This is a genomic window from Bradyrhizobium sp. UFLA05-153 (assembly GCF_054185185.1).
Genome location: NZ_JBBIAM010000169.1, coordinates 1 through 16,252, shown reverse-complemented (window position 1 = coordinate 16,252; position 16,252 = coordinate 1). Strand labels below are relative to the sequence as shown.

The window sequence follows — 16,252 nt, the reverse complement described above, 5'->3', positions numbered from 1 at the left end:
CATCGATGCCTTCTTACCGCGGAAGGCAAACAGATGGCCCGAGAACGGATCTTTCTTCAGCACTTCCTGGACCAACACGGCGAGGCCATCTATGCCTTTCCTCATGTCCGTGTAGCCAAGCGCCAGGTGCACTTTCACGCCCGCAGGAACAATCAGCATGGCGCGATCTCTCCGCTCTCAACGCGCGCCCGCACAACATCGGGATCGCTGCCGACGCGGGCAAAGACACGCCGCCCTTCGGGCAGATCAACAGCCATCATTCCTTCCGGCGGTCGTAGAACGAGAGCGGCCGTCGTGTCGTCCGCCAGCGCGACGGATGCAAGCTTTGCGCGCTTCTTCTGCGCCACGCCGAACTCCACCCGCCAGCGGAACAGCAATCCCGTGACGACGCCGTGCTTGCGGGCAACACCGGAGACCGTGGCACCCGGCTGCTCGGTTTCCATCACGATCGCCAGCTTCTGCTCGTCGCTGAAGAAGCGCCGGGCCGGCGTCGCGGGCGCGGTCGGAGCGTCGTTCACGGCTCCTGTCAAGCTGCTTTTGGAGGTCGATTCCTTAGCACTAGCGCTAGCGACGGGGCGGGCGGAGGGGTGAAGATGCGCACGCCAGTCGATTTCGACCTCGCCGTCGTCCAACCGGTCACGCCATGTGCGCAGCGCGTACGGCGAAAGCGACAGCGCCGCGGCGTACTCGCGGACACCCATGCCGCTCCAATTCATCGCCTCCACATGCATCGCCCAGAACGCTTGCATGGCGCGATTGCGCACGTCCGTGCTGATGCCGAACGCTTGCCGGCGGCGCTTTCGCACCCCTTTCTCTCGCTCTTCACGGCGCTTCTCGCGGCGCAATTCCGTCTGATATTCCGTGAGCTTGCGTGCAGCTTCCTCGCCAGCAAGAACCTTGAGCCAGCGCGTGAACGTGCCCTCGTCCAGTCGATGCTGACGGCAATACGCCTTGCGCGAAGTGCCGCTGCGCCGCCAGGCCTCGATGTGAATCGACCACCATTCACGCCTGGCTTTGTTCTGGAAATGTTTTGGACCCACCGGAGATTCTCCAGTGCAGCAGAGAACCCGAAATGGAACGAGAACACACCATCGAAAAGTCGTGCAGGATTCGGACGCTTACGCCCGCCCGATTAGAAAGGCAAGATAAAGCGAGCTGCCTCGCCACAGGAACTTCGTTCCTAAGGTTTTGTCTGCACATTGTTATTGTCGAGCTCGCTGGTCGAGCAGTAAGGTGCAGCGGGGCCGCTTCCGACACTTTCTCGTTTCTTCGCAAGGGTCCGAGCGCCATCGCACGCAATGTGCGACGATAGACAGACCGCAGCAGTTACGCGGATGCGCTTTTTTCTACGCTCCTGCGCGGTGAGCGTATTGCGCTCTTGTGCGGCGTTTTTCGTCCTTCGATCGTCAGCTCATGGCGAGGAACGAAGATGACTTTCGCATCCTTCCCGGCAAGGTTCGGGATCGTGGTCGTGTAGAGACGCGCACGCGCCGGACAGGCGCGATGCGCCGACGCCCGGCCAGTTTCCTCGGTGAGATCCAGCAGGCCATACGTCGAGCCGGCGGCGATCCCAATCGCATGACCCAGCCCGGGAAGGGAAGCAGTCGGTTCAACGCGCGCGGCCGCGGCGCCGCAGTAGCGCTGACGCTGAAGGATCGAAGCGCTTGGAGCGGGGACGCGAGCGGGGTGCGCACACGGGCGCGGCGTGTAGCAGTGAAGGGCCGGATCGTCAAACTCAACCCACAGCGCGGCGCAATGCGGGGACGAGGGTTCGTCAGCGCCAAAGCGGTCGACGCCCACCTTCGCTATCTCGAGCGAGATGGCGTGACGAAGGACGGCGAGAAAGGCCAGGTCTATTCGGCGGAGCATGACATAGAGGATGGCCGCGCCTTCCTCGACAGGGGCCGTGAGGACCGGCATCAGTTCCGCTTCATCGTTTCCGCCGAGGAAGGCGTGGAGCTGGCTGATCCGCGCGAGACCACCCGCAATCTGATGAAGCAGATGGAAGCCGACCTCGGGACTAAGCTCGACTGGATCGCGGTTGACCATCACAACACCGGCCACCCGCACACCCATATCCTCGTTCGGGGCGTCACCGATGACGGCAAGATCCTCAACATCGCCGGCGACTACATCGCCTACGGCATTCGTGAACGTGCCAGCGAGATCGTTACGCGGGAACTGGGTCGCCAAACCGAGCTTGAGGTGGCAAAGCAGCTCGAGCGGGAGGTGGACGCCGACCGCTTCACCCAACTTGACCGCATGCTGATCGCGGAGCAGCAGGGAAAGGAGTTCACCGATCTTCGCCCTGACCGAGACATGCGGGACACCTTTCGCCAAAACCGTGCCCTGCTGATCGAGCGGGCTCGCAAGCTGGAGCGCATGGTTCTGGAATTGCCGACTCCATGCGGCGACGGGATTCCGCAGGCGCTCGAAACGCGTCCATCATCCGCACCATCGCCGGATGTTTGCGGTTTCTTGATTTTCACCCAACGCCTTGATCCGACTTCATTTGTCCTTCCATTTGATCGAGCAGCCAATAGACGCCTTTTGGTCAGCCGGCGCCAGACCTGTGGTCGCAATCGCGCGCATCGCCTCGACAAGCTCTCGGGGCGCCCCCGCGTGAGGCGGAGTTGTGCGCCCTTCGTCGAGCCGGCCGCGATACTTGAGCTTGCGGTCGGCATTGTAGCCGAAGAAGTCCGGCGTACAGACCGCCCCATACGCCCGAGCGACTTTCTGGGTCTCGTCGTGGAGGTATGGAAACGGGAAATCATTAGCCTTCGCGAAACGCTTCATATTCTCAAATGAGTCTTCGGGATAGCTCGCCGCATCGTTTGAGCAAATCGCCGCAAAGCCAATGCTCTCCGACATCAGCACGCGGGCGTCCGAAACCATGCGGTCGATCACCGCTTTAACATAGGGACAATGGTTGCAGATGAAGACGACGACTGTGCCTTTTGCGCCCGCAACGTCGTCTAGTGCGTAAGTCTTGCCGTCGGTGGCCGGAAGCTGGAACACCGCCGCCGGCGTATCAAAAACGACTTGGGTAGCTGCTGTTGCCATATCGCACCTCCTTGTGCCCAATATATGCTGACGACGGTCTGCTGGGGCACAGTTTCCAAGACCTGCTCGCCAGTCGCGTCGTTTTGGCCATACGTCAGCCATTTCCGGTCGACCCTTAACACCGCCATTTGGACGAGCGCGGGAGTTCGTCGGTGTGGGCCACGACGGACGTTAGCTCCTCCAATGCTCCGGCGCGTGGGGCGGCGACCAGGATAATTGCTGTCTAAAGTTTGTTCGTCCGGCGGCTCTGAATGATTGTCTCGACACTCACCGCCGGCCGCGCTCCTGCGATTTTCTTTCGCCGATCAGACAGGGCACCCGAGGCTCTTTCTCGGCGGCTGGGACGACCCCGCGCTCTGGCGTGAGGTCCGCAACTTCGCGAACAAGCTTGGTCCGGATCGCTTCCTGGAATTTTTCGCGATCTTTGATCGTCATGATGAAGGCGCCCGGCCCCCCGATCACGCAGTCCTCGTAATAGAGATCGAGATTCTCGATATCGGTCGTCGAGAGGGATGGCTCCTTCACCATGATCGGGAGGCCATTGATAATGATCCCTTTCTCCAAGGCAGCGTCACGCGCGCCGGTTACGGGGGCTCCATCGTTGTTCGGCCCATCGCCGGAGACATCGATGACGCGCCGCAACCCGCGATAGGGGCTCTCTTCGAACAGCTGCAGTGCGAAATTAATCGCGCCGGAAATCGAGGTACTCGAACCTCGGCGAACCGGCGCTTTCATGATCTCGGCGGCTACTGCATCCGCCGATTCCGGGCCGTCGATCATGCGCCAGGGAACGATGATCTTCTCGTCGCCCGACATCGACCACTCGAAATAGGTCACGGCCACCTTGCTGCCCGGAACGGCCCTCAGTGCCTGAAGGAAGTCTTTCGAGACGATGGCCAGTGCATAGCCCTCGCGCTGAATGGCAAGTTCGTCCATATCCATCGAATAGGAGATGTCGACGGCGATAACGAGCTCGACATTGACGGGCTGTACAATGTGGTTGGTGTCGACGAATCGAGAGTTCAGGGTCGGCGCGGCAATGCCAGCAACGTCACCTCCGACCATCGCCCCCGCAACAAGCACCGCCCCGACCGAGACACACCAGCGCATGGCGGCCCTCCCGTCCTTTCACGAGCATGGTGACACCCAAAACACGTTCCGAAAAGCGGAAACATGCAATTGTCGTCCCCGTTCGCAGCGGTCGAGGCTTGCTCTGGACGATGAGTAGAAGCCCGGAACTGCCTGGTGCTTCCGGATCGCGCCAACCCCAAAAGGCTTTGCCTGTCCGGACACCGATGAGACTTTCCAGATTCCAGTTAGCAAGATGACTGAGCAGAATCTCAACGCCCTCGTTGCCTGGTTGCGCACCATTCCGCCAATCGAATAGAAGTGAAGCTGTTGGCGCAAAGCGGACCGAGGTGTCCAGGGACGGAGTGGCCCGGTGAGCGGTGCGAGCTATCACCTCACAAGCCAACCACGGTTTTCCCGATCATTGACGGTATCGGAAGCAAAGGCGCGAGTGTGGCGGTGACCCTTACGGCCAAGCACTCGCGTCCACCTAGTCGATTGACTCCGATACTTGCCGAAGGAGCCATTGCTCCGAGCAGCATAAATTTTCCTGTGAATTCAAGATCAAAACGTTAGCACGGATATACGGTCGGGATCTGACTGCCAGCTTTGACGCATTGCGCTTGCAAATCAACGCGATAGTGTTGTCCTAAATGATTGAGTGGGAGTAGGGGCGCCCGTTATCAGCTAGATTGACATGGTTCATTCGTTTTCTCGATGGATCTGGCCTGTTGCCCACTTAACCCCCTTGAAACGGATATCCAACAGTCGCTACGCCGATGGCGTAGCGCGGCGTACTAGAGCGCGCGAAAAGGAAAGAGGCGGACGTCGGCTAAGTCCGGGACCGGGCGCGTATCGCGTTGAACAAACTGAAGACCGCAAACTCTGGCACCGGGGTTCGAGTTGTTCCCCGCTACCATGAGCCACGATTTCCTACGCCAAACTACGATCTTCTGCATTTTGTGCTCCTAGCGGTAACGGTTGGAGCATCCCGCGCGAATTGCATTGGCCGAGCGGAGCAGATCAACCCCGCTCAATTTCACAACCTAACGATTAGTCGAAAACGGCGGCCCAAGCCTCAGAAGAAGGAAGCGGCAGCTATTGGGCGCAAAGCGGACGGGGCCCATTGAGGAGGTCGCCCGAGGGTAGAAGGACACCTAATTAGCTGGTCGATCTGGTCATCAGTGGATTGCCGCGTACATGATTTTCTCTTCTGTAGCTTCGATCGCCGAAAACTCCTCGACGACCTTGCCCTGCCGCGAGACCAGGATGCGATCGGACAGCGCCATGATTTCGGGCAGATAGGAGGAGATCACGACGACCGCCTTGCCTTCGTCGGCGAGTCGGTTGATCAACTCGTGGATCTCGACGATGGCACCGACGTCGACGCCGCGCGTGGGCTCGTCGAAGATGATCAGCTCTGGGTCCTGGATCAGCGACTTGGCGATGACGACCTTTTGCTGGTTGCCGCCGGAGAGCTCGACGACTTTGACCTCGTCGCCGATGGCGCGGACCTTGAGGCGCTCGATCCAGGTCTTGCCCGCCGTATTGCTTTCGCGCCGCGACAGCCAGGCGCCCGCCGGAAACTTGGCGAGGAGGCCTAGATAGATGTTACGCGCGATCGAGGCGGTCTCGAAGAAGCCTTCGACCTTGCGGTCCTCGGTCACATAGGCGATGCCGGCCTTCACGGCAGGCGCGGGCACCCGGTAACGCACTGGCCTGTCGTTGAGCAGGATTTCTCCGCCGTGGAAGAAGTCGCGCTTCAGGACGCCCGACACGATCTTGAAGGTCTCGGTGCGGCCGGCGCCGACCAGGCCGAACACTCCGGTGATCTGGCCGGCGAACACCGACAGCGAGTTGTTCTTCACCATCGGCGCCATCTTCAGGTTCTGCACGGTCAGCACGCGCCTGCCGGCCGGGCGCATCTTGTCCTTGCGCGCGCCATAGAGCGTGTTGGAGAGATCGCGGCCGACCATGGCCTGGATGATGCGCGTGCGGTCGAACTTCGACGCATCGTCGGTCACGACATGCCTGCCGTCGCGCAGGACGGTGATGCGGTCGGCGAGCAGCAGCGCCTCCTCGAGCGCGTGGGAAATGAAGATGATCGAAACCCCGCGCTTCTTCAGGTCGCGCACCAGGTCGAAGAAGTATTTCTTCTCCTCCGGCGTCAGCGTGGCCGTGGGCTCGTCGAAGATGATGACCTTGGCCTTGTGCAGGACCGCGCGGGCGATTTCGACCATCTGCTTCTTGGCCGCGCCCAATCCGCCGACGGTCGCCGTGGGCGTCACGTCGAAGTTCAGCGATTGCAGGAATTGCTGGGCCGCGATGTAGATGCCGCGCAGCCGGTTGTAGAATTTCTCCTGACCGAGAAACAGATTCTGCGCCACGGTCATCGTGGGGACGAGGCTGTTCTCCTGGAACACCATGGCAATGCCAAGGTTGCGCGATTCGAGCGGGGTCTTAGGCGCGACGGCGGTGCCGTCGACGGCCATCGCGCCGGAGGTCAAGGTCACGACGCCGGCCATGACTTTCGTTAGCGTCGACTTGCCCGCGCCGTTCTCGCCGACCAGGGCGTGGATCTCGCCGCGCCGCAAGTCGAAATCGACTCCGTCGATCGCCGGCACGCCGCCGTAGAGCTTGGTCGCCTTGGACAGCGACAGAACAATGTCGCTCATGTGCGGACCTCCGCGCCGGCGACCGCAAGCGGCAGCTTGAGCACGCGCCGCGGTCCCTTGGCGATCATAACGAGGTCGCCACCCAGTTCGACCGCCGCCACGATGCCGTGATTGACGCCGTCGGCCCGGCTGTGCAGCGAGTAGCGCGGCAGGCCGTCGGCGCCGAGACGGATCACGAGACCGTAGGACCGCGGCGGCGCCCATGGCTTCATGACGCCCATGGTCTTGATATGCGCGCCCTGCAGCGGCTCCTTGAACGAGTTGCCCGAGCTCAGCCGCGGAACGACCCAGAAGTCGGGGTCGATCTCCGCGATCATGCGGCGGCGGTAGGCCGGCTCGCGCAGCACGAATTCGACGAGCTGCGTCCGCGCGGTGAATGCGGTGAGCCAGAAGCCTCCCCCGCGCGCCGGCGAAAGCCTGGAAGGATAGACCGGAAGGCGACCGAGCAGGACCTTGCGCGTGCCGTCGGGTGCAATCGACACCAGCCGGTGCCGCCAGCTCTCGCTGACGATCACGTCGCTGCCGCTCGCCGCCGCGCCGAATGCGTAGTTCAGCCCGCCGGCAATTTGGCGCGCCGTTCCCGTGCTCGGATCGAGCCGAAACACGCGGCCGGTTTCGCCGAGCTCCATCAGGTCGCGCGCCCAGTCGGCGCCGCCGCGCTGCGACGAGCCGTCGGTCGCGATCAAGGTGCCGTCCGGCGCCGCCGCGAGCGCATTGACGGCATGCAGCTCGCCGGTGAAGGTCGACGAGGGGCTCTTTGCCGCGATGTCGTCGTAGACATGGACCGCGGTGCCCCCGAGTGCGACGGCCACACGGCCCGAGGGCAGGACAGCGAGCGCGGAGATCGGCCGCTCGAAGGTCCGCACCGTCGTGGCGGACGATCCGGCCAGGCGCAGGAGCCGCGCGCCGTCGCTGACGAGCAGGGAGTCGCCGTCCACGGCGAGAGCCTCAGGCGCCTCGCATTCCAGCAGCGTCTCGGCGCGCTCGAGCAGCTGGTTGGGCTTCAGCGCGCCGTCGAAGGACGGTACGGTGATGGTCGCGTCGCCGCGGCCGAGAATGCGGTTGGCGAATTCGCGGACGGCGGCGATCACGACTGTTTTCCCCAACGCTTGTCGTGCTGGACGAAATCCGGATCCGCGTTCTCCAGCTTGAACCGGCCGATGCGATTATTGGCGATGCCGCCGAGATAGAGGTATCCGCGATGCTCGCGCATCGACGTGATCATCGGATGATTGAGGCCCTTGAGGTCCCAGAACGACTCCAGGATCTTTCCCTCCTCGTTGAACTTGACGACGCAGCCCGTGTTGATATTCGGGAACAGCCATTCGTCGACGGGCACACGCTTGGCCATGCGCCGGCGGAAGCCCGGCATCTTCCAGGCGAGATCGAGCGAGGGGCTGCGCATGCCGACCAGCGCCAGCCAGTAGTTTCCGTCCGAGGCGAGGTTGATGTTGTCCGGATATCCCGGCAGATTGTCCATCACGGTCTCGACGGCGCCCTTCCTCGGTCCGGCGAACCAGTAGCGCTTGATCGAGCATCCGAACGTCTCCGCGAACAGGATCGACTGCCCGTCGCTCGCGACCGCGACGCCGTTCGGGAACTTGAGCCCGCGCAGCGCCGTGTGCGTGGTGCCGGTCTTGGTGTCGTAGCAGATGATGCGGCCGTTGCCGCGGGCCTCCAGCCCGTCGACCGGCCACTCGTCCATCTCGTAGCGGACGCTCGCCTCGGAGAAGAAGATCATCCCGTCATCGGTGATGTCTAGATCGTCGGCGAGCCGCAGCCGGCTGTCGTCGTTCACGGAGTACATGCTGCGGTTGGTCTCGTCGGTGACCTTTTCGACGGTCCCGTCAAGCTTGATGCGGTAGAGACCCATGCCGCCGATACAGACGTAGAGGTTGTCCTGGCGGTCGAACGCCATGCCGAGCGGCTGCCCGCCGATATGCGCAAACACCTCCATGCGCTCGTAGTCGGGCGGAAAGAAGCGGATGATGTCGCCGTGACGCGATCCGGCGTAGAGCACGTCGTTGCGGTCGAGAATGACGTCCTCCGGAGCTTCGATCCGTCCGAGGCCGATCAGCGAGACGTCACGCAGCTTGTCGTTCTGCTCGAACGGCCCGCCCCTGCCGATCTCGGTCGGCGGAGGGGGCGGCAGGGCATGGTAGGTCGGTGCGACATAGACCTTGCTGATGATGCGGGTCCGGTTCTTCTGCCAGCGTATGTCGACCATCGCGGCGACCAGCAGGATAGTGGCGAGTGCCATGCGGTTGACGCCGCCGCGGGCGTTCATGGCGGTCAACCCGTTGGTGACGAGAAGGACGATCAAAACGCCGACCAGCGACTTCACGACCGATCCCTTGCCGCCGCCTAGCGTAATGCCGCCGAGCACGGTCGCCGTCAGCACGATCACCTCGAGGCCGACGCCGATGTCGCCACCGACCGTGCCCAGGCGCGCCGCGAAGAACAGCGCTCCGATGCTCGTCAGCACGCCGCTTGCGACATAGCAGAGGGCGATAGTCCGGCGCACGGGAATGCCGGAATTGTAGGCCGAACGGCGCGATCCGCCGATCGCCGTGATGTGCCAGCCCGGCCGCAGCCGCGTCAGGAACACGTGGCCGAAGATCGCTACCGCGATGTAGACGATTGCGACGCTCGGAATCCCGAGCACGCTCCCGCCGCCGATGAAATCCCATGACGGAATGTCGGGAAAGGCCGATGCGATAGCGTTGGAATAGCGCTGGATCAGCAGGTCGAAGGCCGAGCGGTAGATGATCAGCGTAATGAGCGTGGTGATGAAGGCGCGAAGCCGGAGGTAACCGATCAGGACGCCGTTCACCGCGCCGAGCAGGCCGCCGAAGACCATGGTCGCGACGATCACCGCGGGGACCGGCCAGCCGAGCACGTCGAGCAGATAGAGCGCGCAGAAATCCGTGAGCGCGAACATCGATCCCACCGAGAGATCGATGCCGCCGACGATGACGACCAGCCCCATGCCGAGGCCGATGAAGCCGATCTCGCCGGCCTGGCGCGCGGTGTCGGCGAGGCTCGAGGGGGACAGGAAATGCTCGAGCGACCGGCTGAGGGCGAAGCCGACCATCAGCAGCAGGATGACCGGAATGGCGGTTTCGGTCCATCGCTTGGACAGGATCTCGCCGAGGAGATGGTCCGGCCAGTAGCGATATCGCAGCCGAGTCAGTGTCTCGCGCATCTGCCTTCCGTGCATTCCAATCAGACAATGGGAGCGCGTCCCGGGGGCGAGCCCGGGACGCGCATTCATGGAGCGATCACTTCTTGAGATCGGAGAGATTCCAGCACGTCGTCTGGCTGTCGGCGTTGTCTTTGGTGATCGGAATGAGCGTCGTGTACTCCGATCCCTTGACCGAGCCGGGCTTGGCGCCGGACGACAACAGCCACTTGATCGTTCCGGCCATCTGCGCCGCCTGCGTCGGCACGTCGTAGCTCATGTTGAGGTCGAACGAGCCATTCTTCACGAGCTCGCAGGCGCCCTTGCGCTCGCCGCCACCGGAGGTCGCCAGGAATACCTTGCCGGTCAGCCCGGCTTCCTTGATGGCGGCCGCGGTGCCGATGTCCATGCCGTCCCAGAAGCCGACGATGCCGCAGAGATCGGGGTTCTGCTTCAGCACCGTCTGCGTGATGGCCTTCGCCTTGGCGGCGTCCCAGTCGGCGGCCTGGCTGGAGACGACCTTGATCTCGGGATGCTTGGCGAGGACGTTTTCGACGCCCTTGAGCGTGTAGGCGCTCGCGGCCGCGGACAGGGCGCCCTGGATGATCGCGATCTTGTTGGACTTGCCCTGGCAGGCCTTGACGACGCCTTCGGTCTGGCGCTCGCCGATCTCGATCCAGTTTGCGCCGACGAAGGCGGAGCTGCGATATGCGGAGCCCATGTTGATCTGGATGACGTAGATGCCCTCGTTCTCGGCGCGCTGCAGCAGCTTTGCGTAGGTCTGCACGTCGGGATTGTGGATCACCATCACCGCCGGCTTCTCCGAGATCAGCGATGTGACGGCCTGGGCGCCAGCATTGGTGTTCCAGTTGGGGTCGCGAATCTCGAACTTGACGCCGTAGGGCTCGAGCTCCTTCTTCAGGCCAGCGTACCAGCCTTCGGTGAGGTCGAAGTTCATCGCGACCGGCACATAGGCAACGGTCTTGCCCACGAGAGCGTCGCGGAAGGGCTTTTGGAAGGGCTCGTCGAGCCCCTGTTGCGCGAGGGCCGGAACCGCAACGGTGGCGAGCGCCGATGCGGCGAGACCGGCAAGTCCTAGCTTCCGAATGTCGAGCATTGCTTCCTCCTTGTTTGATGGTCCTGGTGTTGTGGCGGCTAGATGTCGCCTTGTTGGGCCGTTTCTTCATTGCGTGGATTCAGGAACGTATCGGTGATGACGGCGACCAGAAGGACGACGCCTTTGATCAGGTTCTGGCCGGCATAGGGGATGTCCAGGATGGTCATGCCGTTGAGCATCGTTCCTATCAGCAGCGTGCCGATGATGACGTTGACGACACCCCCGCGTCCGCCGGACAGACCGATGCCGCCGAGCACGACGACCAGGATGACGTCGTAGATCAGCGTCGAGTTGAAGATGCGCGTGGGCATCGAATTGACGGACGCGGCCATCACGAGACCGGCAAAACAGCCGATCAGCGCGGCCAGGACATACTGCAGCACGATGATCGGCCGCGATGGAATGCCGGTGACGCGCGCGGCGAACGGATTGTCGCCGACCGCGTAGATGTAGGCGCCCCAGCGCGTCTGGCGCAGCAGGACGAACACCACGGCGCAGGCGATCGCGAACATCAGGATCGAGGTCGGAACGCCGAGGATGCTGCCCTGGCCAAGCCGTTCGAACCCCGCCATGGCGTCGCTCCATTGCACGACGTCGAGCTGGAACAGAGCGGCCTGGCCAAGCCCGGCGACGAACAGGCCGGTGGCGAGGGTTGCGAACAGGGGCGGCACCTCGGCATAGGCGATCAGCCAGCCGTTGACGAGGCCGATCGCGACCGCGAGCAGGCCGGCGGCCAGCAGGGACGCCGGCAGCGAATGCCCGTTCTGCACCATCTGAAGCACGAGACCGCCGGGAACCGCCAGCGCCGCGATCAGCGACAGATCGATGCCGCGGCCGATCACGACGATGGCCATCGCGAGGCCGAGGATGCCCAGCACCGCCACATTCTGCAGCAGCGTCAGCATGTTGTCGGCGGTGAGAAATCCCTTGAGGAAAATCGAGAACGCGAGAAACAGCGCCGCGAAGACGGCAAACACGATTTCCTGCTGGCTGAACCGAAGGCGCTTCATGGTTGGCTCTCGTCAATTCCAGATCGGGCAGAGCTTCATTGCAGCACGCTCTCGATCAGATAGGTCTGCGGCAGCGTGGACAAGCTATCGGCAAGCTCCTTCAGCAAGGCCGTGTCGGCGGAAGCGACCGCGACGCGAACGCGCGTGTTGAGCTTGTCGTCCTTGTCGACATGGATATCCGCGCTTATGTCCACGCCAAAAAGGCGGTCGATCTCCGCTCTCACCTTCTCCCGGACGGCGAGGTCGCGCAGCGTCGGCTTGAAGATCTTGCCGACGGCAGTGACCGGGAGCGCATCCAGCAGCACGACGCGCTTCGGCCGCGCCGCCGGCTCGGGGACGTTGGCATCGAGATGCTCCCGCAGCCGCGCCAGATCGATCGTGCGGTTCGGCGACGGCACCACGAACAGGATGGGGACCTCGCCGGCATATGCATCGGGCATGCCGACGGCCGAGCTCATCTGCACGCCGGGAAACGCATTGGCGACGTCCTCGATCGCGGCGGGATCGATATTGTGCCCGCTGCGGACGATCAGGTCCTTCTCGCGGCCGGTGAGAACCAGCCGGTCGTCCTCGGTGAGATAGCCGACGTCGCCGGTGATGATCCAGCGATCGTCGGTCAGGACGCCGCGATTGTGCTGTGGATCCAGGTAGCCCGGAAATACCTGCGGTCCGCTCACCAGAACCAGGCCGCTCCTCAGCGGCGGGCATTCCGTCCGCATGTCGGCATCGCCGAGCGCAACGATCCTTGTTCTCGAGAACGGTGCCCTGAAGCCGACACTGCCCTGCAGCGGTTCGCCGCGACCGGGATTGAAGGCGATTGCGGCGGCGGTTTCCGTCATCCCGTAGGTTTCAAACAATCGGATTCCAGTGCGGGCCTGGAAGCGGTCGCTTACGGCCTTGGGACAGACTGCGCCTCCGGTCAGCGCCATTCTGACCGTGCCGACGTCGCATGACCCGGTCGGCACCTCGGCGAGCGCCGCAATCGAGGTGGGCACGCCGCTGACGATCGTCGCGCCAAGCCGTGCCACCGTGTGCCAGTAGTCGCGGATGGCGTCCGGGCTCCTGAGGCTGTAGGGCGAGGGGATGATCACATGGCCGCCGGCGGCAAGGATCGACAAGCCCACGGTCATGGTGCCGCCGACGTGAAACAACGGGAAGCCGTTCAGCGCGGCGTCGTGCTCGTCGAGCCCGTGAACCTGCGCGAAGCCCCAGGCGGCGTGGATCTGGTTTCCGTGTGTCAGCCGCACGAGCTTGGGGCGGCCGGTGGTGCCGCCGGTGTGGAACAGGGCGCACACCGCCTGCCGATCGTCAGATGGCTCGAAGTCCAGCGCGTCGCGGTGACCGGCAACCGCAGTGTCGAAGCGCGAGAAGCACCCCGGGAGATTTCGGCTCTCGCCCACGACCAGGATCTTATGGAGCGATTTGACGCGCGCAGCCACCTTGCTGGCCTTCTGCCAGACGGCGGCGTCGGCCGCTTGGGAGGAAATCACTAGCACGGTCGCGTTCTGCGCCTCGAGCAGGTCGACGATCGTATCCTCGTTCAGGAGATAGTTGATTGAGCTGGCCACGCCCGCGACCTGGGCGCCAAGCAGGACGGGAAAGATCTGCGGCTGGATCGGGGAGAGGATCGCGACGGTCGGACCGTCGGGCGCAATTCCGTACGATCTGAATAAGTTCGCGGCGCGGGATATTTCGTCGAGCAATTGGCGATGCGTGAGGCTGACCTCGCCGGACGGCACCAGGACAGTCAGCGCGTCCCGGTTGGGATGCAAGCGCGCGGTCGCCTCGAAGAGGTGGTAGAGATTGCGCGCGGGCACGAGGGAATCGTACGGCATCCGCTCCAGCGCCTCGATATCGGCAATGGAGGTGACGGCTCGCGTAAACCGTGTTGTCATCGGGGAAGGCAGATCGACGCGCATCGCTGCAGTCCTTGGACCGGGACGTCGAACGCGCCTCTGCCGGATCGGCGCGCGCGCAGGCATCCTCCCTACTGTGAGCCGTTTTTTTGTTGTTAATAGCTCGCCGCCCAAACCTGCGCTTGCCCCGGAGCGCAAAGCTTTTGCGTGGGCGTGCAAAGTTGGCTTGCGCAGAGCCGCTGGACATCTAGAATCGCAGCACAGCCTCTTGTGCGGCGCACAAGGGAGCGCGCGGCTGCTACCGAACGGGGCATTGATGAATCTCGTGTTCACGACGGAAGACTTCGAGCCGTCCAAGCGCTACGCTGCCTGGCAGGGTGCGATCTGCGACGTCTATGTCCATGTCGACGTCAACGCGGAGAAGCGCTCGGACTATCAGGGCTTCATCCGTGAAGCGAAGTTCGGTGCCGTCACGATGACAGACGTCCTGCTGTCGGAGCAGCGCATCACGCGGCGCGAGCGCCACATCGCGAAGCTCGACAAGGACTGCTACTATGTCGAGTTCGTCCAGCAGGGACAAATCAACGTCCTCCAGGCCGGGCAGGCGCTGCTCACCAATCCCAGCGTCGGCGCGATCTTCTCGGCCTCCGAGGCCTATGATCTGGAGTGCATGGGCAAGGTGCGGTCGCTGTATCTGGAGATTCCGCGCGTGGAGTTCGCCTCGCGGTTTAACGCGAGCAAGATCCCTGTCGCGATGACCATGGCGACGGGACGGGGGCTGGGGCGGATTGCGGCCGAGTTCTGTGCGACGCTCGCCTCCGAAGGCTCGCCGCTCGATGAGGTCGCGCGCGCCCGGCTGGGCGATGAGCTCATGGACGTCCTGGCGCTTGCCTTGGACATGGGCGACAGGGATGAGCTTTCGGAAGATGCGACCGCCCAGAAGGCGCGCCTGCGATCCGTCAAGGCCTGGATCGAGGAGCACCTGATCGATCCGGATCTCTCGCTGGAGAGGATCGCGAAGAACAACGGCGTCTCGCTCCGGCACCTGCATTATCTCTTCAGGCTCACGGAGGCGTCGGTCTCCGAGTGGATCCTGGACCGCCGTCTGCAGCGCTGCTACGATATGCTGACCCGTCCGGAGTTGCGGTCCTTGTCAGTGACCGAGGTTGCCTATCGTTGCGGCTTCAGGAGCTCATCGCACTTCAGCACCGCCTTTAGGCGGCGATTTGGGCATAGCCCGTCGGAGCTGCGTAAGCGCTAAGAAACTTCTCCATGAGGCGGCGTGCATGTCGGCACGCTTGAAAACGGCGTTAATCCCTCCCCGCGAGAGTCATACCTCGGCCATTTTCGTAAGCACACGCTGCACGAGCGCAGGATCGCGATAGACGCTGCGTGGCTTCAATAGATGTTGGACCTCGACGGTTAGCTTGTGGACGGCCGGATCTTCGGCGGCGAGTCGGGTCAGGGCGATACCGAAGTTGCGCGTCATCTCAAAATCCGCCGGACGTTGCCCGCGCGTATTGGGAAACGCGAAGTCGAGTATGGCCACCGACCACGGCGTCTCGATCAGCGTCGGCACTTCGGCGAAGAAAGCGGGTGCCAGCCCGGCGATTGGATCGCTGTTTCCTGCTAGTCTTTCGAGAAGCCCTTGGAGCAGGCGCGCCTCCAGGGCGGCCACGCTCATGCCTTGCCCGTAGACGGGATTGAACCGACAAATTGCGTCGCCGATCGGCAACAGCCCGCGGGGAAAACCATCGAGCCGCTCGAAATGGCGCCGCATGCTCTCCGGGAAGCCGTAGCGCGCGACCCCGTCCAGGCGCCCGGCGTGCTTGATCGCATTGTAGATCGTCGGCGTCCGAAGCGATTGAGCATACGTCAGGAACCCCTCCGCATCGCCGGGCGGGACCTCACCGAGGCGGCCGCCAAGCGTTGCCATCCACCGGTTGCCCTCGAGCGGAAACAAGATGCCGCCCCGGCGATTGTGGGGCGCCTGGGCGAAAGTGATGACGCCTTTCCACTCGGTCGGAGCGTCGTCGGGACGGCAAAGACGCATGTGGAATAGGAGAGATCGATGCCGATTGTGGTCTCCTCGGGCAGCGGTCGGCCGATCGATTGCAGCAGGGCGAGAGTGGGCGTGCCGCGTCCGGGGGCGTCGACGACAAGATCCGCAGCGATCGTCTCGCTCGCGCCCTTGCCATTCTCGCGGCGCACGCCGGTGACCGCCTCTCCATTTGGCGACGCCAACACTTCCGTGACCCGGGAGCGCTGGCGCAGCATGATGT

The 16,252-nt window shown here is 63.3% G+C and carries 13 protein-coding genes and 1 pseudogene; 3 read left to right on the top strand and 11 right to left on the bottom strand.

Translation table 11 applies throughout. The features are described from left to right. Together tnpB and tnpA are read right to left on the bottom strand one after the other, a co-directional pair. A partial coding sequence (tnpB, locus tag Q2941_RS46765; protein WP_458196834.1) for an IS66 family insertion sequence element accessory protein TnpB occupies positions 1–159 on the bottom strand: 159 nt, incomplete at its 3' end. After that, complete coding sequence (gene tnpA, locus Q2941_RS46760; protein ID WP_458196832.1) at positions 153–1,040, bottom strand: IS66 family insertion sequence element accessory protein TnpA; 888 nt, start codon at positions 1,038–1,040, stop codon at positions 153–155. The genes tnpB and tnpA, both read right to left, overlap by 7 nt. A 373-nt stretch (positions 1,041–1,413) precedes the next feature. Here tnpA and Q2941_RS46755 point away from each other — a divergent pair. Next, positions 1,414–2,073, top strand: a pseudogene (locus Q2941_RS46755) (DUF3363 domain-containing protein); the annotation flags it as partial. A 435-nt stretch (positions 2,074–2,508) separates the two neighbouring features. Here the strand turns inward: Q2941_RS46755 and Q2941_RS46750 are convergent. The 8 genes from Q2941_RS46750 to Q2941_RS46715 form a co-directional block, all read right to left on the bottom strand. After that, positions 2,509–3,063: a thioredoxin family protein gene (locus Q2941_RS46750; protein WP_458196831.1), complete on the bottom strand. Its 555-nt coding sequence runs from the start codon at positions 3,061–3,063 to the stop codon at positions 2,509–2,511. Positions 3,064–3,330: 267 nt separating this feature from the next. Beyond that, on the bottom strand, positions 3,331–4,173 hold the full coding sequence (locus Q2941_RS46745) for a DUF1194 domain-containing protein (protein WP_458196830.1): 843 nt from the start codon (positions 4,171–4,173) through the stop codon (positions 3,331–3,333). Positions 4,174–5,312: 1,139 nt separating this feature from the next. Continuing rightward, positions 5,313–6,806 carry a sugar ABC transporter ATP-binding protein gene (locus Q2941_RS46740; RefSeq protein ID WP_458196829.1) on the bottom strand — a complete coding sequence of 498 codons (1,494 nt, stop codon included), beginning with the start codon at positions 6,804–6,806 and terminating at the stop codon, positions 5,313–5,315. Beyond that, positions 6,803–7,897 (bottom strand): SMP-30/gluconolactonase/LRE family protein, encoded by a 1,095-nt coding sequence (locus Q2941_RS46735; RefSeq protein ID WP_458196828.1) that lies wholly within the window; start codon positions 7,895–7,897, stop codon positions 6,803–6,805. The genes Q2941_RS46740 and Q2941_RS46735 overlap by 4 nt, the downstream gene beginning before the upstream one ends. Continuing rightward, positions 7,894–10,011, bottom strand: a complete 2,118-nt coding sequence (locus tag Q2941_RS46730; RefSeq protein ID WP_458196827.1) for an ABC transporter permease subunit — start codon at positions 10,009–10,011, stop codon at positions 7,894–7,896. Before Q2941_RS46730 ends, Q2941_RS46735 begins: the two co-directional genes overlap by 4 nt. Positions 10,012–10,087: 76 nt before the next feature. Beyond that, complete coding sequence (locus Q2941_RS46725; protein ID WP_458196826.1) at positions 10,088–11,104, bottom strand: sugar ABC transporter substrate-binding protein; 1,017 nt, start codon at positions 11,102–11,104, stop codon at positions 10,088–10,090. Positions 11,105–11,142: 38 nt separating this feature from the next. Continuing rightward, a complete protein-coding gene (locus Q2941_RS46720; RefSeq protein WP_458196825.1) occupies positions 11,143–12,114 on the bottom strand; it encodes an ABC transporter permease in 972 nt (323 codons plus the stop codon). Positions 12,115–12,149: 35 nt separating this feature from the next. Further along, positions 12,150–14,009, bottom strand: a complete 1,860-nt coding sequence (locus Q2941_RS46715) for an AMP-binding protein (RefSeq protein WP_458196824.1) — start codon at positions 14,007–14,009, stop codon at positions 12,150–12,152. A 277-nt stretch (positions 14,010–14,286) separates the two neighbouring features. Here Q2941_RS46715 and Q2941_RS46710 point away from each other — a divergent pair, with 277 nt between their 5' ends. Then, complete coding sequence (locus tag Q2941_RS46710) at positions 14,287–15,231, top strand: helix-turn-helix domain-containing protein (protein ID WP_458196823.1); 945 nt, start codon at positions 14,287–14,289, stop codon at positions 15,229–15,231. 69 nt (positions 15,232–15,300) lie between these two features. Here Q2941_RS46710 and Q2941_RS46705 read toward each other — a convergent pair whose 3' ends face one another. After that, complete coding sequence (locus tag Q2941_RS46705) at positions 15,301–15,933, bottom strand: hypothetical protein (RefSeq protein WP_458196822.1); 633 nt, start codon at positions 15,931–15,933, stop codon at positions 15,301–15,303. A gap of 108 nt (positions 15,934–16,041) precedes the next feature. Here Q2941_RS46705 and Q2941_RS46700 point away from each other — a divergent pair. Next, on the top strand, positions 16,042–16,252 hold a 211-nt coding region (locus Q2941_RS46700), incomplete at its 3' end, for a hypothetical protein (RefSeq protein ID WP_458196821.1).

Bases quoted from the DNA above. Each gene is read 5' to 3' on its own strand.
- Q2941_RS46725 (WP_458196826.1), bottom strand. From the start codon at position 11,104: ATGCTCGACATTCGGAAGCTAGGACTTGCCGGTCTCGCCGCATCGGCG.
- Q2941_RS46720 (WP_458196825.1), bottom strand. From the start codon at position 12,114: ATGAAGCGCCTTCGGTTCAGCCAGCAGGAAATCGTGTTTGCCGTCTTC.
- Q2941_RS46730 (WP_458196827.1), bottom strand. From the start codon at position 10,011: ATGCGCGAGACACTGACTCGGCTGCGATATCGCTACTGGCCGGACCAT.
- Q2941_RS46745 (WP_458196830.1), bottom strand. From the start codon at position 4,173: ATGCGCTGGTGTGTCTCGGTCGGGGCGGTGCTTGTTGCGGGGGCGATG.
- Q2941_RS46715 (WP_458196824.1), bottom strand. From the start codon at position 14,009: ATGACAACACGGTTTACGCGAGCCGTCACCTCCATTGCCGATATCGAG.
- Q2941_RS46750 (WP_458196831.1), bottom strand. From the start codon at position 3,063: ATGGCAACAGCAGCTACCCAAGTCGTTTTTGATACGCCGGCGGCGGTG.
- Q2941_RS46740 (WP_458196829.1), bottom strand. From the start codon at position 6,806: ATGAGCGACATTGTTCTGTCGCTGTCCAAGGCGACCAAGCTCTACGGC.
- Q2941_RS46710 (WP_458196823.1), top strand. From the start codon at position 14,287: ATGAATCTCGTGTTCACGACGGAAGACTTCGAGCCGTCCAAGCGCTAC.